This window comes from Mycoplasma sp. 1654_15, assembly GCF_012516495.1.
Lineage (GTDB): Bacteria > Bacillota_I > Bacilli_A > Mycoplasmatales > Metamycoplasmataceae > Mesomycoplasma.
In genome coordinates, this window is record NZ_CP051214.1 from 474,601 (window position 1) to 500,587 (window position 25,987).

General features: G+C 24.9%; 21 protein-coding genes and 1 other RNA gene. 9 read left to right on the forward strand and 13 right to left on the reverse strand.

The annotated features are described in order from the left end of the window. From prmC to HF996_RS02165, 4 genes are all read right to left on the reverse strand, one after another. Entirely contained in the window at positions 1-732 is a 732-nt protein-coding gene (gene prmC, locus HF996_RS02150) for a peptide chain release factor N(5)-glutamine methyltransferase (RefSeq protein WP_168910426.1), read from the reverse strand. Continuing rightward, the gene (gene prfA, locus HF996_RS02155; RefSeq protein ID WP_168910427.1) at positions 719-1,801 is read right to left on the reverse strand and encodes a peptide chain release factor 1; all 1,083 of its coding nucleotides are present in this window, start codon (positions 1,799-1,801) and stop codon (positions 719-721) included. The genes prmC and prfA overlap by 14 nt, the downstream gene beginning before the upstream one ends. Before the next feature lie 71 nt (positions 1,802-1,872). Beyond that, positions 1,873-2,802 carry an ABC transporter ATP-binding protein gene (locus HF996_RS02160; RefSeq protein WP_168910428.1) on the reverse strand — a complete coding sequence of 310 codons (930 nt, stop codon included), beginning with the start codon at positions 2,800-2,802 and terminating at the stop codon, positions 1,873-1,875. Between the two features lie 111 nt (positions 2,803-2,913). Beyond that, a complete protein-coding gene (locus HF996_RS02165) occupies positions 2,914-11,103 on the reverse strand; it encodes an ABC transporter permease (protein ID WP_168910429.1) in 8,190 nt (2,729 codons plus the stop codon). A 215-nt stretch (positions 11,104-11,318) separates the two neighbouring features. Between HF996_RS02165 and HF996_RS02170 the strand changes: the two genes are divergently transcribed. From HF996_RS02170 to rpmE, 3 genes are all read left to right on the forward strand, one after another. Further along, positions 11,319-11,903 carry an FMN-dependent NADH-azoreductase gene (locus tag HF996_RS02170; protein ID WP_168910430.1) on the forward strand — a complete coding sequence of 195 codons (585 nt, stop codon included), beginning with the start codon at positions 11,319-11,321 and terminating at the stop codon, positions 11,901-11,903. A 17-nt stretch (positions 11,904-11,920) separates the two neighbouring features. Further along, positions 11,921-12,526, forward strand: coding sequence for an FMN-dependent NADH-azoreductase (locus HF996_RS02175; RefSeq protein WP_168910431.1), 606 nt, complete (start codon positions 11,921-11,923; stop codon positions 12,524-12,526). A 618-nt stretch (positions 12,527-13,144) separates the two neighbouring features. Continuing rightward, on the forward strand, positions 13,145-13,366 hold the full coding sequence (gene rpmE / locus HF996_RS02180) for a 50S ribosomal protein L31 (protein WP_168910432.1): 222 nt from the start codon (positions 13,145-13,147) through the stop codon (positions 13,364-13,366). A 48-nt stretch (positions 13,367-13,414) separates the two neighbouring features. Here rpmE and HF996_RS02185 read toward each other — a convergent pair whose 3' ends face one another. The 7 genes from HF996_RS02185 to HF996_RS02215 all read right to left on the reverse strand — a co-directional run bounded on the left by HF996_RS02185 (position 13,415) and on the right by HF996_RS02215 (position 18,981). After that, on the reverse strand, positions 13,415-14,317 hold the full coding sequence (locus tag HF996_RS02185) for a hypothetical protein (protein WP_254427685.1): 903 nt from the start codon (positions 14,315-14,317) through the stop codon (positions 13,415-13,417). A gap of 93 nt (positions 14,318-14,410) precedes the next feature. Next, positions 14,411-14,779, reverse strand: a transfer-messenger RNA (tmRNA) gene (gene ssrA / locus HF996_RS02190). Between the two features lie 49 nt (positions 14,780-14,828). After that, positions 14,829-15,707, reverse strand: coding sequence for a GTPase Era (era, locus tag HF996_RS02195; protein ID WP_168910434.1), 879 nt, complete (start codon positions 15,705-15,707; stop codon positions 14,829-14,831). Next, positions 15,707-16,093, reverse strand: coding sequence for a cytidine deaminase (gene cdd / locus HF996_RS02200; RefSeq protein ID WP_168910435.1), 387 nt, complete (start codon positions 16,091-16,093; stop codon positions 15,707-15,709). The genes era and cdd overlap by 1 nt, the downstream gene beginning before the upstream one ends. Before the next feature lie 3 nt (positions 16,094-16,096). Beyond that, entirely contained in the window at positions 16,097-16,549 is a 453-nt protein-coding gene (ybeY, locus tag HF996_RS02205) for an rRNA maturation RNase YbeY (protein ID WP_168910436.1), read from the reverse strand. A 28-nt stretch (positions 16,550-16,577) separates the two neighbouring features. Next, on the reverse strand, positions 16,578-16,919 hold the full coding sequence (locus HF996_RS02210; RefSeq protein ID WP_254427744.1) for an MAG1140 family protein: 342 nt from the start codon (positions 16,917-16,919) through the stop codon (positions 16,578-16,580). A 31-nt stretch (positions 16,920-16,950) separates the two neighbouring features. After that, positions 16,951-18,981: an Mbov_0121 family peptidase domain-containing ABC transporter gene (locus HF996_RS02215; protein WP_168910438.1), complete on the reverse strand. Its 2,031-nt coding sequence runs from the start codon at positions 18,979-18,981 to the stop codon at positions 16,951-16,953. A 79-nt stretch (positions 18,982-19,060) separates the two neighbouring features. Between HF996_RS02215 and HF996_RS02220 the strand changes: the two genes are divergently transcribed. The 6 genes from HF996_RS02220 (at position 19,061) to HF996_RS02245 (ending at position 24,132) form a co-directional block, all read left to right on the forward strand. After that, positions 19,061-20,251, forward strand: a complete 1,191-nt coding sequence (locus HF996_RS02220; RefSeq protein ID WP_168910439.1) for a phosphopentomutase — start codon at positions 19,061-19,063, stop codon at positions 20,249-20,251. Positions 20,252-20,259: 8 nt separating this feature from the next. Then, positions 20,260-20,736, forward strand: a complete 477-nt coding sequence (locus HF996_RS02225; protein ID WP_168910440.1) for a transcription antitermination protein NusB — start codon at positions 20,260-20,262, stop codon at positions 20,734-20,736. 370 nt (positions 20,737-21,106) lie between these two features. Then, entirely contained in the window at positions 21,107-21,823 is a 717-nt protein-coding gene (locus HF996_RS02230; RefSeq protein ID WP_168910441.1) for a TlyA family RNA methyltransferase, read from the forward strand. Next, positions 21,823-22,974 carry an aminotransferase class V-fold PLP-dependent enzyme gene (locus tag HF996_RS02235; RefSeq protein ID WP_168910442.1) on the forward strand — a complete coding sequence of 384 codons (1,152 nt, stop codon included), beginning with the start codon at positions 21,823-21,825 and terminating at the stop codon, positions 22,972-22,974. Before HF996_RS02230 ends, HF996_RS02235 begins: the two co-directional genes overlap by 1 nt. Before the next feature lie 28 nt (positions 22,975-23,002). Further along, complete coding sequence (locus HF996_RS02240; RefSeq protein ID WP_254427686.1) at positions 23,003-23,389, forward strand: iron-sulfur cluster assembly scaffold protein; 387 nt, start codon at positions 23,003-23,005, stop codon at positions 23,387-23,389. A 2-nt stretch (positions 23,390-23,391) separates the two neighbouring features. Next, on the forward strand, positions 23,392-24,132 hold the full coding sequence (locus HF996_RS02245) for a pseudouridine synthase (RefSeq protein ID WP_168910444.1): 741 nt from the start codon (positions 23,392-23,394) through the stop codon (positions 24,130-24,132). On the opposite strand, the gene yihA is transcribed toward HF996_RS02245, so the two are convergent. Both yihA and HF996_RS02255 read right to left on the reverse strand, forming a co-directional pair. Further along, positions 24,121-24,675 carry a ribosome biogenesis GTP-binding protein YihA/YsxC gene (gene yihA, locus HF996_RS02250; RefSeq protein WP_168910445.1) on the reverse strand — a complete coding sequence of 185 codons (555 nt, stop codon included), beginning with the start codon at positions 24,673-24,675 and terminating at the stop codon, positions 24,121-24,123. The two genes, HF996_RS02245 and yihA, sit on opposite strands and share 12 nt — an antisense overlap. 102 nt (positions 24,676-24,777) lie before the next feature. Next, a complete protein-coding gene (locus HF996_RS02255; protein WP_168910446.1) occupies positions 24,778-25,986 on the reverse strand; it encodes an acetate/propionate family kinase in 1,209 nt (402 codons plus the stop codon). Position 25,987: the final 1 nt, after the last annotated feature.

Here is a 25,987-nt window from a genome sequence, read left to right on the forward strand (position 1 = left end):
TTACTCACTTTCATAAACTGCAATTCTGACTTTGTTATTTATATCATAAATTATTTTAAATTCAGGATGATATTTTTTAAAAAATTTTAAATTAGTTTGGTCAATTTCAAATAAAATTACACCTTTTTTATTTAAATATAGTTTATATTGTTTTAATATTTTTTTAAAAAAATAATTGCCTTTTTGCTTTGCAAATAAAGCATTTCAAGGTTCATAATCTAACACTGAAGAATCTAAATTTGAACTTTCAAAATCTAAATAAGGTGGATTAGAAATAATAACATCAAACTTATAATTTTTCAAATTTTCAAAAAGATCTGATTTAATGATTTTAACTTTTAAATTATTTAATTTTGCATTTATTTTAGTTTGTAAAATTGCTTGAGAATCAATATCTGATAAAATCACTTCTTTGGCTTGTGTATTTTTAGCTATAGAAAGTCCTATAAATCCTGAACCACAACCTAAATCTAAAACTGATGAATTTTTATTTATAAATTTGTAGGCTTGTAAAATTAATTCCTCTGTTTCATAACGAGGAATTAAAACTTTTTTGTTGATGTTTATTGTTAGATTTTGCATCATAACAAAGCCAATTATTTTTTGAATCGGTATGTTAGTTTTTAGTAATTTTTCTTCTTTTTTGTTGATGTTTAGCTCTAAATTGTTTCTTTGTTTTTCTTTTAACAAAGCTAATTTTCTTGCTAAAAAATAATCATTATTTGTTTTCATAGCTAGTTGCTATTCTTTCAGCTTTATCTTCTGCTAATAAAGCCTCAATGATAGGATCTAAATTTCCTACAATAACATTTTTTAATGAGGTAGAAAAGCTAATTCTGTGATCGGTAACACGATCTTGAGGGTAATTATAGGTTCTAATTTTTTCTGAACGAGCACCTGAACCTGCTAATTTCCTAAATTGACCTTCGATTGCTTGTTTTTTTTCAACTTCTAGATTATAAATTTTAGATTTTAAAATTTTTAAAGCTAATTCTTTGTTGGCTATCTGAGATCTTCCATCTTGTGATGTAGAAACTAAACCAGTCGGGATATGAGTAATTCTAACTGCAGAATCAGTAGTATTTACCGATTGACCGCCAGCTCCTGAAGAACGATAAGTATCAATTCTTAAATCTTGTGGTTTTATGTCTATTTGAATATCATCGTCAACTTCAGGCATTATTGTAACTGTAGTAGTGGAAGTATGAACTCTGCCTTGTGTTTCAGTTTCAGGTATTCTTTGAACTCTGTGAACACCTGATTCGAATTTGAGCTTGGAATAGACTTTATCACCGCTAACTGAAAAAACTATTTGGCTAAATCCTCCAGCAGAAGCTATTGATGAGTTTAAAACTTTAACAGATCATTTTTTTGATTCTGCTCATTTTAAATACATTTTATAAAGATCACCAACGAAAATATTAGCTTCATCACCTCCTGCAGCGCCACGTATTTCTACTATTACATTTTTATCATCATTTTCATCTTTTGGAAGTAGTAAAATAACTAATTCTTTTTCAATTTCTTCAATTTTTTTAGTTGCTATAGCAATTTCTTCTTTAGCTAAATTATTAATTTCTACATCTTTTTCTTGTAGTAATTTTTTAGAATCTTCAATTATGGAAATTTGTTTTAAGTATTCGTTAAAAGCAACAACAATATCTTCTATAGAAGCTAATTCTTTGTTGATTTTTGTATATTCTTTTATGTCAGAAACAATATTTGGATCTAGTAATTTATTAGATAAATCCTCATATTTTTGTTTGATTGAAGTTAATGAATTTAACATACTTTTTTCCATAATTTTTAGTCCTTTGTATTGTTTTATTTTTGTTATTTTACTTTAAAAATGAAGAAAAATATTTTTTTATTCTATTTTGTCTCTTTAGCTTTTAATTTTACAAATTCTTCAAAACTAACTCCTTTTTGCTCAATAATATTTGCTTGTTTATTTTCGAGTTTAATAATTCTATCAGCCAAAGGAAGCATTGAAACATCGTGAGAAACCATAACTATTGTAGTTTTGTATTTTTCATTAATATATTTTAAAACTTTTAAAACAATTGCTGTATTTTTTTCATCTAGCGCACCAGTTGGTTCGTCGGCGAAAATAATTTCACCATTTTTAGCTAAAGCTCTTAAAATTGAAATTCTTTGTTGTTGTCCACCTGACATTTGAGAAGGATACTTGAATTTAATTTCATCAACCTCAAATTCTTTAAATAGCTCATCAATGTTGATTTTTTTATCTTTATCTTTTTGCAAATGTGAACCAACTTGAACATTATCAAAACCATTGATGCTTTGAAGTAAGTTATAGTTTTGAAAAATAAAAGAAACATTATCTCTTCTAAATTGAGTAAGTTGAGCGTTAGTTAAAAAAGATAGATTTTCATTTGCTACAACGATATCTCCGCCTGATGCTCGATCAAGTCCAGACATTAAATTTAAAATTGTAGATTTTCCAGAACCTGATTTTCCGTATAAAATTACAAAATCTCCTTTTTTAATACTAAAGCTAATGTCTTTAAATACTTCAGCTACAACTGAACCAAATAAATAATATTTTGAAACTTTAAAAAATTCAATGATATTACCTTCAGTATTTGTAGTAATTTTTTTGCTTGATTTTGGTAATGGGTGATTATTTGCTCAACGAACTAATTTTAGTTGTTTTTTGTTAAGTTGAAAATCAGAATTTAAATTCTCTGAAATAATTTCATTTACTTTTTCAGATTTATTTGCTTTAGTAAATTTTTTAAAAAAATTAGTCATTAGTTCTTTAAAAATACTTGTTTTCATATTTTCCTTTAGTATCTAAAAGCTTCATTTTTATAGCATTTTAGTTAATTTTTATTTTTTAGCTATTTATTAAAGATATTTTTTTATTGTAGTCATACTTAATTAATGTAATTATTCTTCTTTTAAAATATAAACTGATTTTTTACGATTTAGTAATCATCAAGAAAAGGCAAGTGTAATTGCAAATACTAATAAAATAATTGCAAGAGTAATAAATAAATTAAGAGCTGAAACACTAATTGCTAAAACAATTGAACTTGTAGAGATTATGTAATTATTAAATAAACTAATAAATGCATAAACCAGTGGGATTGAGATTGCAAATCCTATTAAGACAATTGGTAAGTAAACAGTGAAAAATAGTTTGATTTTTTGTGCCGTTGAATATCCTAGAACTGATAAAATTGCAATATTTTTTTCATTTTCAGCAATAATAGTTGAAGCCATAACTATTAATATAATAATAGATACTATCAAGAAAATCACAACAACCATTGAAGTCGCAGAACTAAATAATAAAGCAAAGTTATTAATAAAGTTAGTTTCAATATCTTTTGCAGAAATTGCTTGAGTTTCTATTTGATATAAATTATCACTAAATAAACTATTAAAGTTTTTAAGAGCATTTCTGATGACTATGTTGTATTTATCAAAGTATTCTTCATTTTCTAGTTGTTTGAAATTTAAAGTGATTTTTGGTTCTAAATTATTATCACTTGTTTGATTTTGATAAATTAGTTCATAGAGCTTATCTTGTGTCAATCCTTGTTTTTGAAGTAAACCTTGTTTTGAATTTGGATTATTTTGAGAATCTGAGTAAGCAAATATTTCTCTAAAGAATCTAGCTGCTATTTCATTTGAAATTCCATTTACATCAATTGAATCTGTACCTGCTCAATAACCTGAAGGAGAATATAAACCAATTGAAGCTCTTATTTGTTCAGGTTCATTATTTGTAGACATTATTCCGTTAAAAGCTTTATGTCCAAAGGTTTTTAGAATTGGATCGAATTGATCCATATTTGTTAATTTATTAACTACATCACGTGTTGAAATTAATTCTGAGTTAATAAATGTATTGGAAATAGCTACAATTTGGAATTTAGCTGTTTTAGTAGGTATATGATTTAGTTTATCTTGATAACGAGTTATTGTATTAAAAATAGGTAATTCAATTATTGAATTTAGTTTTAAATTATGTTTTTGTAAAAATACTCAGTTAGCAGCTAAAGGATAAATGTTTTTATCTTTATTATTTTTGCTAAATTCTTCAAGAATTGGAAGTACTTCTTGTGATTTGTTATTTACTATTTTTATAAATTTAGAATCTGTATCATATCCAAATATTTTTAATCCAGATTCTGATTTAAATTCAGTGTCAATGTAAGAAAATAGTTCGTCTTTTGCTGGATTAAATAAAATTCCTCCGAATGAAACACTAAAGTCTCTGTTTATTTTTTTATAACCATTTACTAAAAATTTACGGTATGCATCACGAGTTTTAGTTTTTAAACTTACTTCTTGAGAATCATAAGCTTGCTTGTCTTTGTTATAGCTAAAGTATCAAAAACGAGAAGTTTTAGGGCTATCAGGATCTTCTACAAATTTAAAATATGGCTCGTAATTTGGAGCTTCTCCTTTGTAAGTAAAATCTACTCCATTTCTATTTTCGGTTTTTAAATCTTGTGTTTTTTCAAGCAAGGCAAAAGCTGCATCTGAAACTTTAAGAATGTTATTTTTTAATGATTCAGGAAGATTATTTACTACTACGTCAAAAATAGTTCCATTATCATTTTCTTTTCCTTTTACATTTAAAGAAGCACGAGTAAGAACTTGAGGAGCAAAAGGAATACTTTCCCCGTTGGCTTTGTTTACTCCTTTAATAAGGGCATGACCTGGTTGGAAATATTTTGGATCTTCTAAGTCAACTTCTCCTTCAAATCCTTCAGGAACATATAATTGATTGTCTAATTTTGCTAGTTCATAAGGAACAATCGGTCCACCTTCTTTTGATGGAGTAAATAAGTTAATTTTGAAATTATATAGTCTATTTTTTCAAGTATTATTTACAGAATTTTGGAAGATATTTCTTGATGATAAAGAAAAAATTAAAACAAAAGAAACTAAAACTACAGAAATTGTAAGCGAAAATAGTTTTCAAAATGAATTTATAACTAAAGAAAATGAAAACTTAGTTGTAATATTTTTGTTTCTTAATTTCTTAGATAAGAAAATAGCAAATTTTGAAGTATTTAACTCAGTAATTCCTGATAGAAGTTGATTTGGTTTACGCCTGAGGATTCAAACTACTGAAAGATAAATAGTCAAAGTAAGTAAAACAAAAGGAACACATAGAGAAATGAAGAAAGAAGAAGATTCAAAGAATGAAAAATCTGTATTAAATTCTCAAAATTGTTGTAGTAAATTTAACATCGGTCCTCTTAGAGCGACACCTAAGAGATATCCTAAAAACCCACCAATGATCGAAGTTGCTATAGAAATCGAAGTAAACGAAGTAGCAATTTCGAATAACGAGTATCCCTGTGCTCTTAGAATTCCTAAAACTTTGTGATTATTATTAACATATCTTTTTACTATGAAAACCACAGCAAATAAAACTAAAATAGAAAGGAAAATTGTTAAATATAAATTAATATTTGCTAAATTATTTACAAAAGATAAAGCTGTAGATAATCTCAGTGATCTTTCTGGATTTAGAAAATCAAAGTCATTAATTGAATAAGTTTTTTCAATATCAGTTTGTGAAAAATTAGAAGATAAAAATCTGTTAGTATCTTGTTTGAAAGCTTCTATATTAGTTTGAGGATCTAACTTAACTAATAAAGATTTTTTTACTAATGTAGAACGATTAGATTCACGAACTTTATCAAAACCGTATTTATTTACATAAACAAGAGCTTGATTTTGTGAATCAATTTGTAAGTTATTTTCATCTAGTAAAGGATATAAGTAATCACCTGTTGAATCAGTTCCTACGATAATAAATTGAAGACCGTTAACATCCAAAATGTATTTTTGATCGATGCTTTTAATTAGTTGTTCAATTTTTGCAGTAGAGGTAGGAAGTTCTTTGTCATAAACTGCTTTGTGATTTGCATCTAAGTATGTTTGATTTACTTTAGCAACAAAAGAACGATTATCGTATGCTACAACAATATTTACATATTCTCTAATAACAAAAACATTGCTTACTAATCTGTCAAAAAAGTTTTTTAAATTTAGATCAAAAAAGATTATTGGTCTTTGATTATCATTTACAAAAACTCTGTTAGAAATTCAGTTAATATATGAAAAATCTAAAGAAAAACTACTTACATGTGAGGCATTTAAATCTACTATTGGTTTTGATTCTGCTTGATTAATTCCTTGAGGTTTAGAAAACATCTGACTTACTTTAGATATATAGTCGTTTGGATATTTTTCTTTAAAAAAGAAGTATTTTGGTAAAGAATTTCTAAAAACTCAAGCTAAGTTAGCATTTACTTTTTTAGCTTCAGAGTTAATTTGAGGATTTACATTTTCTGTATTAGTTGCAAATCATAATGAAGCTTGTGGAATTCTAGATCTAAAATAAGGACTTAAAAATAAAAGTTTTAAATTTAAACCTTGTAAATATTGATCTAAAGAAGAGGAAGTAGTTTGATAGTAAATTTTGTTTAAAACTTGTTTATCAAAATAATTTAATTTATTGTCTTTTAATAAAATGTTATTTACTACATAATCAACATTTTTATAGTGTGATTTTAATAGTAAAGATTCGGATTTAGAATAACCTATAAGGGCTAAATTTTCTATGAATCCAAATTTGTTATTGATAATTCATTGTGCTAAAGAATTGTGTAATTTATCTTCTTTTTTGAATAAATCACTATCTAATAAAGAAGCTAAGTCTTTGGAAACAAAACCATTTTTATCTTGTTTAAAGAGTTCAAAACTAACATTAAAAGGCTGTAGAATTCCTTTTCAAAGAGGATTCATAGATCCAATAATTAATCCTCTAGTTGATACATTTGAAACACCTGCATCTAATGTTGTTGAAGAAATTGAAGAGTCTTTATAAATAAAGCTATTTTTATCTATTGCTAGATTATATAAAATACTAAATGCTTGTTTTAGTTCTTCATTGCTAAGTTGTGGATTTTCAGTGATTAGTTTAATTCAAAAACCGAAATTTGTAAGCCCCTCTGATACTAATGAATCTGGATTTTCTTCAAATGGTTTGAGTATAGAATCTTTTAGTGATTGTTTATAAACATTAGAAACAAATAAATACTGTCTAGATTCAAGTTCATTAAATTTTTTTGGTCTAAAATTTTCTACAGAATCAATTGAAGAAGCTGTATCATAAACAACATCTGCTATTGAATTTAAGTATTTTAGATACTGACCAACATCATTTTGTGAATATTTTATTTTTGCATTTTGATCTTTTAAACTATCTTGATAAATTTTTCAAGTAATTAAAGGATTGTTTTTTTTGCTAATGTTTTCTAATTTGTTATCATCATTTTTTGTATATGAAGAAATTTCAAGTAATGAATATATTTTAGAAAAACTTTTTAGTCTTAAATAAACATTAATTAAGTTTTTATTATCTAGGACTTTAATATCTAAATACTCTACTAAAAACTGTTTTAATGCTGGTGTTAAAGCTAATAAATCCACATCAAAAGGCTTTTGATTTAAAGTAAATTGATTTGCATCTAGTTCAAAATTATTATTTAAATCTTGTTTTTGTAATTCATTATTTAGTTTATTAATATCTAGAATATCTTCTATTTTATTTATCAAAATATTAGCTATAGATTTTATATCAGCTCTGAAATTTGTATTAGCTGTAGAATTTGAATTAGTTGCGGAATTTGCATCCGCAGGTGCGCTAGTATCAGCTTGAGTAAGAGCTTGCACATCGTTTATAGTTATTTTTTTATCATCATTTCCTGGTGCGTTTATTTCATAAGTAATTTCTGTTGCACCTGAAAGATTAAATGCTTTTATTAATATTTCAATTAATTGACTTTGTGCTTGTTTATCTTTGGCTAAAGTAAAGACAAAAGAAGCAATTACATCTGAAAGTTTTAAAGAATCTGATTTAAAATGCTTAGTTTCTATTTTTTTAGTTTCATCTGAATAAAGATCTAAATCAGTTTTATATGAATAAGTTGTTTTTTCTAAATTTTTGTTAAATTCTTTTAAATCAAAAAAATTAAAAAATGAAACTAAACCTTGAGTTATGTTTGAATAAGGAGCAAAACCTACTTCTGCACCATTTAGTTTTCTAAAAAGAGTCAATACTGATGGTTTTAATTTATCTGAGAAGTTATTGATTATTTTATTAACTAAAAGCCCTTTATATAAACCAGTTTCGGTATCTATTTCAGTTGAAAATACAGCTTCGAAGTTAATTTGAGCAACTATTTGATTTAATCCTTTTTTTAGAAATTCAGTATCTACTGATTTTAAAATCGGATTTATAATGTTAGCTATTCCAACACTTTTATAAAATCCATCAGAATCTAGTTTGTTAGAATTTTCTTCATATCATTTGTGAATATTTTTAAATGCTGTGTTTAAATCAAAAGAATAAATTATTGTCTTTAAACCTTTTAGTATCTCAACTGGATCTTTAATTAGTAACTCTAATTGTTTTGGTCTTACTGAATCGAGAAAATTTGAAAAAGAAGTTACTCCTAAACGTTGAAAGACAGGTTTTAGATTATAAATTTGTTCAATTACATATTGACTTCTTTTTTGTTGCGGTTGAGCTTCTACAATGTCAATAAATTTATCAATAATTGAACCAAAAAAGTCATTTATTATTGTTGGTCTAATTTTAGTTACTGCGTTATATAAAGAGTAAACTATAAATTTAGAAAATAAATCAGGATTTGAATTGTTTCCTAAAAATAATTTAAATAAATCGCTTTGTTCAAAACCAGTAATAAAAGAATCAATGAGTGAATCTACATCAGATTTAACTAAAAAGTCTTTTTCGATTAGTTGTGATGTAGAAAACACGTCTTTTAATTGATTAAATAAAATACTTGCTGTTCTAGTTGCTTGCAATTCGTTTAATACTGCAGAAGAAGGAGCATAGAAAATTAATGGAACATTATATGTATTCGAAAATCTTGGAGATACTTTTAGTCAACCATTTGGTCCTATTTTGCCTTTTAGTGTAAGATTGTTTTCTTCTAGATATTTACTAAATTTTAATAAAGAATCAAAAGTTAAATCTGGATTAAAAATTCAAGTGCTTTCGTTTTTTAATTTAGTTACTACACCAAAAACATTTGCACCGAGAATAATTGTTCCATATTCTTTGTCTGGGTCTTCATTTTGAAGAGTTTTTTGTAATTTAACTATCTTAACTTGAGTTTTAATGTCGTCTACTAAAGACTTATTTAAAAACTTAATAGTTTCGAAAGTTGTATCAACATCAATGTAATTTTTATCTACTGCACTTTGCTGGAAAATAGCAGAAATTATTGACGCTACATAAAAAGGTTCGATAATTGAATTTGGATTTAGAAGTTCGTCTTTTGGAGTAAACAAATGAGAAACTTGTTTTTGTTCAATTTTTTTATACTCGTCAAATAATCTTCCTACTTCTTGTTTTTGTTTTTCTTGTTTTTGATTAAGAGAAAATGTATCTGGAGCAATTCCTGCATTAATAAATTGTGCAACTTGATTCTTTTGCTTTTTAGTTACTGGATCTGTTACTGAAAAAGGAGTTGTTAGATATTCTCTTTGACCTATTCCTTTTACTACATTTTTATCTTGATTTTCTATGTTTTGTTTGTATTCTTTTAGATGTTCAAGAATTAAGTCTTTAGAAAAGTTTTCTACATTTGATTTTATGTTTAAAAAAGTAGTATCTCTTACATTAGGATTTGAAAGACTAGCAATTCTTTGTTCAGTTAAAAGTCTTATATTATTTTCATTACCCAAGTTTTCAATTTCAGCTATAGAAGTTGGTTTTGCACTTCCTTTTTGAAGCAAAATTGTTAAATCTTGAGGTATTAACTTAGACTTAAATTCATAACTTTTTCCATTTATAGTCGTTGTTGTTACTTTTTCTCAATAATTTAAATTTTCTATCTTTTTAAATTCAACAGGTTGTGTTTTTAATTCTTGTAAATATTTTAAAAAAGCTCCTGAAAAATTATTTTCATTTACTTCTTTTAGTTTTCATTTATGGTTAATGTAAGATACATCGATTTTTGTTGTATCAAATCATTCGTTTTTTAAATTAAAATCTGTTCTTTTTGGAAAAACAAAATAATCGTAAGAATAAACAGAAACATCATTATAAGAATCTAAAATAATGTTTGCGTCTTTGTTTATTTTTAATTGATCGTTGTAAGCAATGTAATTAAAAGGTTGTGAATAATTACTAATTGAAAAAGTTTTATTTTGTGCTAATTCATTTATATCTAATATGTTTTTGCTTGATTTTGAAGCAAAATCAGGGATAATCTGATTATTTTTTTTCTTTAAAGATAAGAATTTTAATACTTGATTTTGTGGCACTTCATAAGCTATATTTAGTTTTTTTCATTCTAAAATTTTAGCTGTATCAAAACTAGCTTCTTTTGTTATTAAATTTAAATATAAACCTGAAATACTTAAAATACTTTGCTTGGGATTAGCATTTTGATCAAATAAAATAATTTCGTTAATAACATAATCACGATCAAGTTTAAAAATCTGATTTTGATCAGTTACAGTATATGTTTTTCTTTGTGGTTCAAAACCATCTTTTGTTTGTGAATATTTTATAAAATACTCATTGTTATCTTTTAGATTAGAAACTCTAAAAGTCTTTTTATTGCTATCTATATTAAAGAAAAAATTTGTTGCAAAATCAGGATTATTTTGAAACAATTTATATTCTTGCAATAATCTTGCTGATGAAATATAGGAATTAGAGTCTTTTTTATTAGTTCCAATTAAATCAGCTAATTTTATATATTTTTCTCCAATAACAAACTTGTGAGTTTCTATTGCAGGTGAATTATATATTTTATAAACATCATCTTGTTCAGCGTCAAAGCCGTTATCTTTTGCATTACCAAAAAAATTAAGATCCAAATCTACGGTTGCATCTTGAATTCCTGAAACTTGTCTGTAGTCATTTATTTTATTTTGGTATGATTTATTAATTGTAAAAAGTAAAGTAAAAATTCCTGTGGTTAAAAAAACCAAGATTGAAATACCAATTAAAATAACTTTATTTTTAGACAATGAATTTCAAATATGTTTAAAAATTTTCTTCATAATTCATCTCCATTTATCGTTGTGCTTGATAAATTAATTTTAAAATTATATAACAAAATTAAAATTAGGCTATTTTTTAAATGCTTTTTAATTGAATTAACTATGTAGTTTTGTAAAAAAACTGTAAAGTAATAAATAAAATTAACTAAAATATTTTTATAATTAATTTTTGTGCCATAATTAAAACATAAACTAAAAAGGAGACATGTTTAATTATGAAAATTTTATTAATAGAAACTGCATTGACAGAAAATTCTACTACCAAATTAATGTCACATAGATTTATTGAATTTTATAAAGAAAAACACCCTGATGTTGAAGTTATAGAATGAGATATTAATAAAACCGAAATTGGTAAAATTTCATTAAATTCTGAAAACTTTGCTACATTTTGAAAAGATGTAGAAGCAGATAAATATATTGAAGAGCTAAAAACAGTTGATAAAATTGTATTTGGTGCTCCAATTATAAATGTTCACTATTCTGCAAACGCTAAAAACTTTTTTGACGCTATTTGTTTAGCAGATAAAACATTTTCTTACAAATATTCTAAAAAAGGTGATGCAATAGGTTTACTTGATAACATTAAAAATGTTCAAATTCTAACATCACAAGGTTTTTCTAAAAAAGTAAAAATACTAAATAAAATGCAAGATACAATTGCTGGAACTTGAAAATTCTTAGGTGCAAAACATGTTCAACCAACAGTTACTGTATATTCAGCACCAGGTTTTGCAAGTAAAGAAGAAGCAGTAAAATCAGTTGAAGAAGAACTAAAAAAAGCTGCACAAACATTTTAAAATAAAGGAGAAATGCTATGAAAATTTTAGTTATTAAAGCATCTGTAAACGAAAAAAAAGGTTCTTATTCTTCTGCACTTAATGATAAATTTATTGAATTTTATAAAGAAAAACATCCACATGATACATTTCAATTTTTTGATTTAAACAAAGAAAAAGTGGGTCTTACTCCTTTAACAGGAGAAAGTTTAAAAGATTTCAAATTCTGACAAGAAGTTGAATCAGATAAATGAATTGATTTACTTAAATGAGCAGATAAAGTTGTATTTTCAACATCTATGACAAACTTTCACTATTCAGCACCTGCAAAAAACTTTATTGATGCAATTTCAGTAAGTAGAAAAACATTTTTATATGATAAAGAAACAGATTCATATACAGGTTTACTTTCTAATGTAAAAAATGTTCAATTTTTACTAGCTCAAGGAGCACCTAAAGATTGATATCCATGAGGAAATCTTGCTAATTCATTAAGAGAAACATTTTTATTTTTAGGAATGCATATACATAACAAACCTATTGTTTTAGCAGGTACAAAAGTAGCTCCAAATAATCAATTAAGTATTGATGAATACCTAAGACAATACGAAGAAGAAATCAAAGAAGCTGCTGATAAATTTTAATAAAATTATTCTTAAAAAACCTTCATTTATGAAGGTTTTTTAATTTTTTCTAGTCTTAAAATTATGCATAAAAGTTTATAAATAGAAGTAAAGCTTTTGCATCTTGTTATTCACTTGCTTTTTTTAGATAATTTGATCATTTAACATTCAAGGAAGTAAAAATGAAGAAAAAAGAAGGTTCCAGAGATATTGACTAGCGAAGCTTAAGACCTATAATTATTAAAAGAAGAATGAGTCTAAAAATATTTTTATCTTTCTAAATCACTTAATGAAACATTTTCTAAAATAGGGTTTTATAAAATATTTATACTCTTAGAGTCTGATTTAATTACTTTAAAATGTAGATTGTCTTTGAAGGAATTTTAAACGCAAAAAAGATTGCGAGAATATTCATAAAAAGATGTAGCAACGATATTAGATTGAATTATTAGTACTATATTAAACAAAATTAGAAACAAAGATGAACAGGAAGAAGTAATATCGATTCTAAACAAATTTAAATGTTTAAGTTTACTAAAATATAATAATTAATTTGTTTTTTTATAAAAATATATTAAAATTTAATGACTAATTAATTTTTAAAAATATAAAAAGCATTCTTTTTATGTGAAAGGTATTATGAAAAAAGATATACATCCAAAAACAAACGAATTAAAAATTTCTTGTTCTACATGTAATACAGAATACACATTTAGAACAACTGTTGAAAAATTTTCAGTTGATGTTTGTTCAAGTTGTCATCCATTCTTTACCGGGGATCGTTCATTAGTAAGAGCAACTGGTAGAGTAGATCAATTTAACCGTAGATTGAATAAATCTAAAGAATTACAAAGAAAATAATTTATTAATCATTTAAAAAAAGCACCTTCTGGTGCTTTTTTTAAATGATTAATTTGAAGCAAGAATTTTAATTACTGTTTCGATTAATTCTTTAGTAGGCATAGTTTTATAGCTGGAAATTTCTAATTTATCTGCTAATTTATATAAATCTTCAATTGATAAATTTTCTACTTTTTTTCTAGCTTCTTGTTCTTTATCAGTTTCTGAATTTGGTCTTGAATTATTATTTTTATCATTAGTATTTTGTTGTGGATTTACAAATGGATTGTTAAAATTATTGTTTTGATTATTAGCTTTATTAAAAGCATCAAATATGTTGTTAAATGCATTTGGATTGTCTTGCATTTGTTTTATTTGTTGCTGGAATAGTTCATTATTAAATGATAATATAAATTCTCTTCTAATGGCATTTACTTTATAAAATAGAAATCTATATGAAATAAGTGTACAAATTGAAGTAATTATTAAAAACACAAAATAAACTGACATTTCAGTGGTGTTTTCAACAAATAAATTTTGATTACCTTGAGGTAAAATGATAACTATTCTAAGAAAAGAAATAAGTAAAAGAATATCTGATATTATAATTCACAAACTAGTATTTGCACCAAGTCTTACAAAACTTTTTGTTTTAAAACTTTGAATTATCGATACAACGAAGTAGACTAAAGCTATAAATATAAAAAATAAAGAAAATATTGGAAATAGCATTAAATCAGTGGAAGGTTCTGATTTGCCTGTTTCTTTATTAGGTTGTGAATAAAACACAAATCTATTGTTAAGTTGCGCGGCTGAAATTAAACTAACTAAAATGATGTTTAACACAAACAAAAAAACTATTGAAGCTAAACAATAATAGACTCATTTTTTATAGTTGTTGGATTTAGTTTCTCATAGTTCTTTTACAGTTGGTAAATTTTCTTGTGTAAATGGTGAATTAAAATTTATCATTACTTCCTTAATTATTTTTTGATTTTGAAATGAATTTATAATACTTGGCATATTATACTATAAAATGCCAATTTACTTCAGAAAATAAAAAAATGGTGGAGATGCCGGGAGTTGAACCCGGGTCCACGCATAATTAAATATAAATTACTACAGTTTAGTTATTTTTTAAAAAACTTTTTAACTAAAATAACAAAAAGATAAAAAGCCTGTGATCTATAAATTCATTAAAAAATGATCAGTTTTTTAACTATTCTCTAATATGAAGATTGCAACCTATGAGAAGTAAGTTGGTCTACTAACTTTTAAAAAGCAAAAGCTAGATTTGATTGAGTAGAAGCATTCATTAATAATGAATAATCTTCTTTTTTGTTTTCTTTTCCGTTTAGTAAAGAAGTTGTATTAAGGTTTACAAGACCACTGCAATTTATACCCTTTTATGTATGTCGAAGCCAGTACACCCCCACTTGTGTGGTAATTAATTATAACATTTTTTTATTGAATTACAAAAAAATTAATAACCCATTTTTTTTATCAATTTTGTATCTTTTAGTCAGTTTTGAGACTCTTTGACTTTATTTTTTAAAATAACTTTTTGACCTAATTTGTCTTCTAATTCTAATCTAGAGGCTTTACCAATTTTTTCTAGCATAGCTCCATTTTTTCCGATAACTATTGGAATATGTGATTTTTTAGCTACATAAATTGTTGAAGTAATATAAATTTGTTCTTTTTCTTCATAGTTTTCTATAAAATCATTAATTACAATTGCAACTTGATGCGGAATTTCTTCTTTAATATTTAAAAGTAGGTGTTTTCTTATAATTTCTTTTGCTAAAAAACGCATAGGTCTATCTGTTAAAAACTCAGTATCAAAATAATTTTCACTTTCATACAAATACTTTTTAATTTCTTCAAGTAAATCTTGTTTGCTTACTTGATATTTTTCTGAAAAACCAAGAACTAAATCAAATCCTAGTTGCTTGAGTTCTTGTGCTTTTTGAGCAAGAATTTCATTATTATCTTCTAAATCTATTTTTGTTAATATAGCTATTTTGTTCTTTGTTTTTAAGACTTTTTTAGCTAATTCAGTAGTTGTAGAATCTATTTTTCTGTTAACAGGATGCAAAAACAAAACTAAATCAATATCATCAAGAGAAGAAATTGAATTTTTGTTTAAAACCTTTGAAAATAAAGAATTATTATTTTGAAAACCTGGCGTATCAACAAAGACTATTTGAAAATCTTCTTCTGAATAGATGCCATTAATTTGATCTCGAGTTGTTTGTGGCTTATAACTAACAATTGATAAATCATAATCTAAAATGTTGTTTAACATAGTAGACTTCCCGCTATTAGGAAGTCCAATAATAGATACAAAACATGTTTTCATTAATCTAAAAACTCTTTTCTAAATGCTAGTGGTAAAAAATCAGTTAGTCTTCTTTTTTGTACATTTCCGTTGTTTAAATACAAGTAAACCTCTGCGTTATAATCCATCAACTCGATCATGACTTGCAAGCAAGAACCACAAGGTTTTATAAATTCTTCTGTATTAGCTAAAATGTGAATTTCTTTAATTTCTCCAGGAACAAAACCGTATGTTATTGAAGAAAACAAAGCATTTCTTTCTGCGCACAAACCTGAAGGATAAGCTGCATTTTCTACATTTACACCTTGTCAGGTGTTTCCTAACTTATCTTTTATAATAGCAGCAACTGGAAATTTTGAATATGGTGTATAAGTTTTTTTTAGTAATTTTTGTAATTCTGTAAGCATAATTTATCTTTCTATTTGAAGTAATTTCATTATTTTATCCACTTTTTGGTTCATTATATTTTCTTCTTCTTTAGTCATATGATCAAAACCTAACAAGTGATAAATACCATGAGTAAATAAGTAGCAAAATTCTCTTGTGATTGAATGTCTATATTCTTTAGCTTGTTGCTGGACTTTTTGATAGGAAATTAATATTTCACCTAAGAATTTTTGCTTCAAAAATGAAGTAGAAAAACTATTTGTAAAAGGAAATGATAGTATGTCTGTTGTTTTATCTTTTCCTTTATATTCTAAATAATATTGCCTCATCTGTACATCATCTATTAATGTTAAATCTAATGTTAATGGCTTTTTAAATTTTTCTTCTTTTTCTACAGTGTTTAATATTAATTCGAATGTCTTTAAATATCTAAATTTATATTTAGTTGTATTTAAAAAATTTATTTGAGTTTTCATATTTTAAAAAATTATAACAAAAACAAATCTAAGAAAATAGATATGCAAAACTATTTAGTTGTTTTAGAACTAAAATAGCATTGTAATTTGTCTTAGGTTGTAAAAACTTTAATTTTGAATTAAAAGATAAAACTACATTAAAAACATCATCAGAAATGTGCTGAATATTCTTTATTTTTAAAGCAAAATCTTGTTTTTTATAAGTCAAAAGTACATATGAGTCTTTTTTGATTTTATAAAATAAATCTGAATTTATATTAAAAGATATTTTTTTATGATCATCAATTTCAACTTTAATTGGTATTTTGTCATTAAGTTTTACAAAATAAAAAAAATAAACAAGAATTAGTATGGAAATAAAAAACAACACTAACAAAAATAATCAATACACCTTGCTAAATCTATATATTTTCAACATTAACAACCTTAGAATCTGAAAATAAATATTTTTTTGAATGTGAGACTTCTATGAAAATTGCTTTATTTTGAAACTCTTTTATTATTTTTTTTAAAATTTGAAAGTTTTGTTCAGAAATATTTTCAAATGTTTCATCAAGTAAAATTAAGTCGAATTGTTTAGTTAATAGTTGTAAGCAATTGATAATTTGTTTTTGTCCACTTGAAAAGTTTTTTGCATTATTTATTAAAATATCATCTAATTTTATATCTCATTTTTCTAATAAAGGAAGTAAATTAAAATTTTGAATATTTTCTAAAAAAGTTTTTACTTTTTCTTTTTCACCATAAGTAATATACGAAAATACATCTGTTTTTGGAAAGTAATTTTCGTTTTTTAAATAAATGATTCGTTGTCTTAAAAACTCTTTGTTATAAAACGCTAAATCTAAATCATTTACTAAAAAATTTCCACTATATTCTTGATCAAGGTTTAAAATTTTTAATAATGTTGATTTTCCAACACCATTTTTTCCAGTTAAAATTAAATTATTATTTATTTCTAAATTTTTGACACTAAATAGCTTTTTATTTACTATCAAATCACAATTAATTTTTTTTAGCTTTATGCCTTTTATTTCTTGAGTGTAGTCTCCATATTTTTCTTTTTCTACATTTAAAATAAAATTAATTGCTTCAATTTCTTTTGATATTGCAGGATAAACAGCTAACATTTCAGAAATAGAGTTTAAAGGATTGATGAAGAAGCTAAAAAAAGAAATAAAAATTAACAAAGTTCCTAGAGATAACGAATCATCAATAATTCAAAACGAAGTAATATACACTAAAAAAATAGGTGTAATTACAAGAAAAAAATTTTGTAATTGACTTAGGCTAAATTGTAATTGTCAAATGGAAAATTCTTTGTTTTTAAAGCTAAAATAAGAATTATCAAATTTATTTTTTAACATTTTATATAGATCATTGTTTTTTAAATTATTTAAAGAAAATACAAAGTCATTTATAGAATTTATAGACTCTATATTAGTTTCGTATAAAAGTGGTACTTTTTTTGAAATTATTTTCTTGAAAAAGTATGAAATAACTAAAAATAATATACTCACTGCTAAAATCATTAAAAATAGTTGTCAACTAATTCACAATAAAATAAAAAATGACAACAAAAAAGTAACTAACTCATTGAATATATTAAAGTAAAAGTGTGAAGAAAAAGAAGCAAAAGTGGGTATAAAATTAATCCTTTTTAAATAATCTGCTGTCTCTAGTTTATAAATTTGTTTATTAACACCTTTATTTAATGCAATTAAGAATTTGTCAAATAAAAACCTTTCTTTTTGTATTTGAAGTTTTTTTATATAAATTTGTTTGATAATATCTTGAATGAATTTTCATATAAAAATTCACACAAAGAATAAAACTATTTTGTGAAGTAAATCTATCTGTTTATAAGGAAGTATTTTATCTACAATAGTTTTTAGATAAAAAATAGATAAAAAATTTAATATTGCAGAAACAAAAATAATAAACAAAATTACTCAATTATTTTTATTATTTAAAAAGTAAAACAAACTATTTCACCATTCTTTGTCTTGATTTACGAAGGAAAAAGAAGGATTTTTAGAGACAGAAACAACAATATTCAGAAATTTTTTTTCAAATTCTTGTTTTGTTAATTTTATCTTTCCTTTTATAGGATCTTGAATAAAGAAAATATCATTTTTAATTTTTTCAAGCACTACATAATGATTAAAACTTTCATTTTGCAACAAAATTACAATAGGTGACCTAAACTTTAATTCCATTAAAGTTGTTAAATCGCAGTGAAATGAATCAAGAATAAGTCCAAAATGTGTTCCTAAATTCTCAAGATTTTTTAGAGAAATTCCTTGCTGGTTGTAAAATGCAAACTCCTTGATTTTGTTAATTTTTTGTTCTTTATAGAATAAATATTTAATAAAAAAATGAATTATGGAAAGTCCACAATCTTTAGTGTCTGTTTGTTGTTTTATTTTCATTTTATTAATTTGTAATAAAATATTATTACTTTTTAAAAAAAGGAAAAATCAAGAACTTTTAGAAGGAAAATATCAAAAAATGTTTAGATTTAATAGAATATTTTTAATTGTCACTGACTCTTTAGGAATTGGTGATGATGGTAGACAAAAAGAATTTGGCGATCAAGGAGCAAACACTTTATACAGTGCTTCAACAACAAAATTATTAGAAATACCTACTTGAAAAAAATTAGGTATTACAAACATAGCGAAATTAGATGGTCACTACAAAAAAAACAAAGAACCTAAAGCATATATGGGTAAAATAATTGCAAAATCTAATGCTAAAGATACATTAGCAGGTCACTGAGAAATGATGGGGATTTGAACACAAGTAGCTAATCCTAATTTTGACAATGGCTTTCCACAAGAATTGTTAGATGAATTAGAAAAAGAATTTGATGGTAGAAAAATTATCGGTAATAAATCTATTAGTGGAACTGTGATTTTACAAGAACTAGGTGATCAAGAACAAAATGATAAAATAATTGTTTATACTTCTCCAGATTCTACTTTGCAAATTTGTGGTAACGAAGAAACAATGGGTCTTGAAAATCTTTACAAATATGCAAAAGCAGCAAGAAGAATTTGTTCTTCAAGACCTGAGTGAAATGTTGCCAGAGTAATTGCTAGACCTTATGTAAAACAGGATGGAAAATTTATAAGAACTTTTAACAGACACGATTATGCAAATAGACCACCTCAAGAAACTGTTTTAAATAGACTTCAACAAGCTGGCATTAAAACTATCGGTGTTGGAAAAATTAACGACATTTTTTCGGGTTTTGGAATTGATCAAGTTTATGGACCAGCTAGTGACAACGAAAATATGGATGTAGCTATCAATATCGCAACTTCTGATAGTAAAAATGAATTTATTTTCGTAAATTTAGTAGAATTTGATTCTAGCTATGGTCACAGAAGAAATGTAGTAGGATATGCAGAAAATTTAAATTATTTTGATATAAAATTAACTAAGTTAATTAATGCTCTAAAAGAAGATGATTTACTTTTAATTTCTTCTGATCATGGAAATGATCCTTTATTTCCTGGAACAAATCACACTAGAGAAGCACTTCCTTTAACTATATATTCTAAAAAATTTCAGAACACAAAACAAGGATTATCAACTCACATAGACTCATTAGCAACTATTGGAAATATTGTTGCAAAAAACTTCAAAATCAAGCTTTCTGATATAGGTGAAGATATTTTTGATAAACTAACATAAAGGCAAATATGACGCAAACTACCAACAAAAAGTATCCTTTTAGTAAACGTAGAATTCACAGGATGGAATTAGTTAGTTTAATTTATACCTATGAACTTTTTGATAGCAAAATTAATACTAATGAAATTTTTGCTTCTTACAATTTAAGTTCTGAACAAATCACGATTTTAGAAGCTATTGAGAAAAAATATGAAATTTTACAAAAACTTATTATTAATTTCATAGGACAAAATTGAACTTGAACTAGAATATTACCTTTGATTCGTTCTATTTTGCTTTTAGGAACTTGAGAATTACTAATCACAGATAATAAAATTGTTATCGATGAAATGGTGTCAATGACTAAAGACTATACTTTAGAAAATGATAATGAATATAAATTTGTAAATGCTGTATTGGATAAAATAAATCAATTTTATGAAGACGAAAATCTTAAAGCATATAAAAAAACAATTAAAAATCCAAAGACTTTGAAAGAAGTATAAAAAACTTTTTAAGCACAAACGACAAAGGTTTTTCTTTGTTTTTTTAGATCAATTATTTGATTTAAAAATTCCAGAAAACTATATTTGTGAATTTGAAAAAAAATTTATTTTTACAAACTTAGAAAGGGATTTTGAAGCTTTACTTTTAAAGTTTATAAACTTAAGTGCTAACAAGTCGCTTAATAAATTATTAGTTTCAAATTTAGCTATATTTTTATATTACTCTTTTAAAAGAAAAGGTAAAATTAGCTTTGAAAATGAAGCAAAAAGAAGAGATTGTTTCAATAATTTTTCTCTTTTAATGATGCAAGTTTCACCAGATTTTAATTTTTATGTTATTAAACTATTAGAAAAATTTAAATAAAAAATTATGAAAAAAAGTATTAAACAACATCTTATCGAAATGAATTATCCAAATGCAGAAATCTTAATTCGTTCAGGAAAAGTCAAGGTAAATAATGAGGTTATTTTTACTCCAAGTTATATAACAAAACAAGTAGATAAAATTACAGTGGAACAAAGCAAAGAATTCGTTTCTCGAGGAGCGTATAAATTATTAGCGGCTATTGAAAAATTTAACTTAGATTTTAATAATCAAGTGATTTTGGATATCGGAGCATCAACAGGTGGTTTTACACATGTGAGTTTAATTTATGGGGCAAAATTTGTTTATGCTCTAGATGTTGGGAAAAATCAACTAGATTTTAAACTAAGACAAAACACTAAAGTAAAATCCATTGAACAAACAAATTTGAAGTCTATTGATGAAAAAATGTTTGATTTAGAAATTGATAAAGTAGTTTGTGATGTATCTTTTATTGGGCTAAAAGAAGTTTATAAAGTAGTTGAAAAAATACTAAGTTCTTCAAAAGATTTAATAGTTTTGTTAAAGCCACAATTCGAAGCATCTTCAAAATATGTAGAAAAAGGAGGTTTTGTACAAGAAAAATATCATGAATTTTTAATAAATAGAAGTATTGAACAAGCTAGTGAACATAATTTTAAGTTTATAGATAAAATTACTTCGCCAATAAAAGGACAAAAATCAAAAAACACAGAATATATTCTTTGATATAAAAAAACATAATGAAAACTTATAGAAAATATTTTCCAATTTTAAAAAATATTACTTATTTAGACTCAGCTGCTCTAGTACAAAAACCAAAATCAGTTATTGATGCTGGAGTGGAATTTTATACAAAATTTGCTGTAAATAGTCATTCACGAAATTCGAAATTAGGCTTGATAAATGAAGAAAAAATAGAAATTGTTAGACAAAAAACAGCTAAATTAATAAATTCACAAACAGAAGAAATAACTTTTACTTCTGGCACTACAGAATCGATAAATTTATTTGTTTTAATGTATAAAAATTTTATTAAGAAAAATGATGAAATTCTTTTAAGCAGTTATAATCATACTTCTAATTTGATTCCTTGATTTAATCTAGCAAAAGAAAAAAAAGCTAAAATTGTTTTATCCGAAAATATAGAAAAAGATATAAACCCTAAAACAAAAATTATTTCTTTTTCTCAAAAAACAAATAATATAAATGTTGAAATAAATATTAAAAAAATTAAAAAATTAGCTTTAAAAAACAAGGCTATTGTAGTAAACGATGCAACTCAAGCTATCAACTCTCAAGAAGTAGATTTTGATGATTTTGATGTTGTTGCTTTTAGTAGTAATAAAACTTATGGACCAACAGGTTTAGGTGTTTTAGCTATAAAAAAGAAGCTTTTAAATAAATTAAAACCTATAAAAACAGGTGGTGGTACTGTTTCAACTATCGTTGATGAAACAAATTGAACTTATTATGAAAATGTGAATAAATTTGAAGCTGGAACACTAAATTTAGCTGCAATTTGAGAATTCGAAAAGTCTTTGGATCTGATAGAAGAAGTTGGAATAAAAAAAATAAATTTACAACTAAAAAAAATATCAAATTACTTGTACGATGAACTCAGCAAGATAAAAGACATTAAGATTTATGGACAAAGGGGTGATAGCATACTTTTATTTAATATTAAAAATGTTCCTGCACAAGATATTAGTTCATATTTAGGTCATAATAATATTTTTGTAAGGAGTGGAACATTTTGTGCTCCTTTAATTTCAAATATTTTAAAAGAAGATTCTTTTGTGAGAGTTTCTCTTGCTTTTTATAATAACAAAAAAGACATTGATGTTTTGATAAAATATTTAAAAAATTATGAAGGGTTTTTAGATTTTGTATAACGATTTTAATTATAGAAGAAAAAAAATTATGGAAACATTTACTAGTCCAAAAAACAAAGTAAATGAATTAAATCCAAGTTGGACAATTATAAATTCTTTTAGTTCAACATGCGATGATAATTTAAATTTAGCTTTAAAAATGAAGGATAATTTAGTAATAGATGCTCAATTCAAGGCTAAAGGTTGTTCTTTGTTTCTAGCTTCTACTGATATTTTACTAGAAGAAATTAAGAACAAAACATTTGAACAAATAAATAAAATTTTTCAAGATTATGAACAAATGTTAAAAACTCAAGAAATCAATTTAACTTTAAATGATTTAAATATTTTCATAAATACAAAAAATCATTTAAATAGACTTCAATGTGTTTTATTAGCTAAAAATGCAGTAGAAAAATTAATAAAAGAAAAGTAGTCATGGAATTTAAAATACAAAAATTAATCTCTCAATCAGGATTTTGCTCACGAAGAAAAGCAGAAGAACTAATTTTGCAAAATAGAGTTTTTGTAAACGGAAAATTAGCGACAATTGGACAAAAAGCTTCATTTAATGACGAGATTAAAATAGATAATAAAATACTTAAAAAAGCTTCATTTTTATATTATGCTTTTTATAAACCAAAAAGAGTCGTGTGCACAAGAGAAGATAACTTTGATAGAAAAAAAATAATAGATTTCTTTCCAAAAGAAGAATATTTATACACTATCGGACGACTTGATTATAATACAACAGGAATTATTTTGTTAACTAATGACGGTGATTTAGCAAATAAGTTAATGCATCCCAAATTTGAAATTCAAAGAACTTATTTAGTCCACACAAACAATGATTTGACCGATGTGCAAATAAGTTTTTTAAATAAAAATAAAATAAAATTAAATAATGGGATAGATTCATTGCAAAAAGTTGAAAAAAAAGGGACAAAAAAATATATTGTAAAGTTAAAACAAGGTTCAAACCATCACGTTAAAAGACTTTTTGATTATTTTAATATAGAAGTTTTAGGCTTAAAAAGACTAGAATTTGCAGGTATTACTTTAGCTAATTTAGAAGTTGGACAATATAGAAAATTAAACATAAAAGAAATTAAATTTTCAAAGAGTTTAGCTACGATAAGCTTAAAAAATGAAGGAAAAAGAAGAAAATTAACTAAGTAAGTTGTTAATGTAAACATTTAACTTATCAATGCCGATTTTTTTCGATGAAGATATCAAAAAATATGGATAACCTAAATTATCTATAGATTTAATTATCTTATGTTTTTGACTTTGATTAATTTTATCTATTTTTGTAGCGACTAATACTACTTCTTTGTTCAATTGTTTTAAAAATTCCAGCATTTTTAAATCTAATTCAGTGATCCCAACATTTGAATCTACTAAAACAAAAACAGTTTTTAAATTGCTTCTGTTTTCAAAATAGTCTCTAAGCATAGAAGAAATTAAAGATTTTTGACTAATAGAAATTTTTGCAAATCCATAACCTGGTAAATCAACAATGACTTTTTTTTGTTCATTATAAAAAAAGTTTAACAACTGAGTTCTTCCGGGTTGCTTTGATGTTTTGGCTATCTTTTGATTTGCTAGTGCATTAATTAAAGAGGATTTTCCTACATTAGATCTTCCAATGAAACTAATTTCTTGTTGGTTATGTTCAAATCAAGATGATTTTGCTGATGCTGATTTTATAAAACTTCACATAGTTATATTCCTTTTTAAGTAATTTTAATGTAATAAAAAAATATGAAAAACAAAAAACCAGAATTATATTAATTTCTGGTTTTTTTCTTAGACAAAATTATATTATTTATTAAAGATTTTTGCTGCGTTTTGAGCAATCAATAATTCTTCATTTGTCTTGATTACAAAGACATTTAAATCAGAATCTGGAGCTGAAATTTTTTCTACTTCTGCAAAATCTGATAATGGTTTTTCATTAATTTCTTTATCAATTACAATGTTAAATTTAGGGAAATTAATTTTACTTAAAACTAAATTACGAACTAAAGCAGCGTTTTCTCCAACACCACCTGTAAACACGATCCCATCGATGTCTTTTCCAACTTTGTTGATGTAATTAATTAAATAATCAGCAATTTTTTGTGTGTATAGATTAAGAGCAAATTCTGCGTCTTTGTTTCCTTCTTTTCTTGCTTGAAGTAAGTCTCTAACATCAGAAGAAATTCCTGAAACTCCTAAAAGTCCTGATTTTTTGTTTAACATATCAGTAAATTCAGCCACTGTTATTTTTGTTTCACTTACTACAAATTGATGAATAGAAGGATCAATATCACCACTTCTTGTTCCCATCATTACTCCAGCTAAAGGTGTTAGACCCATAGATGTATCAATTGATTTTGAATCTTTAACTGCACATAATGAAGCACCATTTCCGATATGTAAGTTAACAAAATTTACTTTATCTTTATTAAAAATTTCTTCCATTTTGTTTGTTATATATCTATGACTAATTCCATGAAAACCATATTTTTTGATTCCATGTTCTTTAGCAAATTTTAAATCAATTGGATAAGTATGATTTACAGCTGGGATGCTGGTGTGAAATGCTGTATCGAAATTAGCTGAAATTTTTACTTTAGGTAATATTTCTTGAATGGCTTTCATAGTTTGAACAGCACCTGGATTATGTAAAGGAGCAAATTTTGAAAGTTTTTCAATAATGTTTATTTCTTTTGTTGTCAATGCAGTAGGTCCATTAAATTCACTTCCTCCATGAACCACTCTAAATCCTGCGATCTCTATTTCATTTACATCTTTAATGATTGCATTTTGTAATCAAATTTTAATCAAAACAGTCATTGATTCTTTATGATTTTTTACTTCTTGTTCTTTTAGTCAAGATTGATTTCCTAATTTTGTTTTAAAAAATGAACCTGCAATTCCTATTCTTTCTACTATACCGCTTGAGTGTAATTCCATAGTTTCTTTTAAAAACATAGATCATTTAATAGAAGATGATCCTGCATTTATAACTAAAATTTTGTTTTTCATC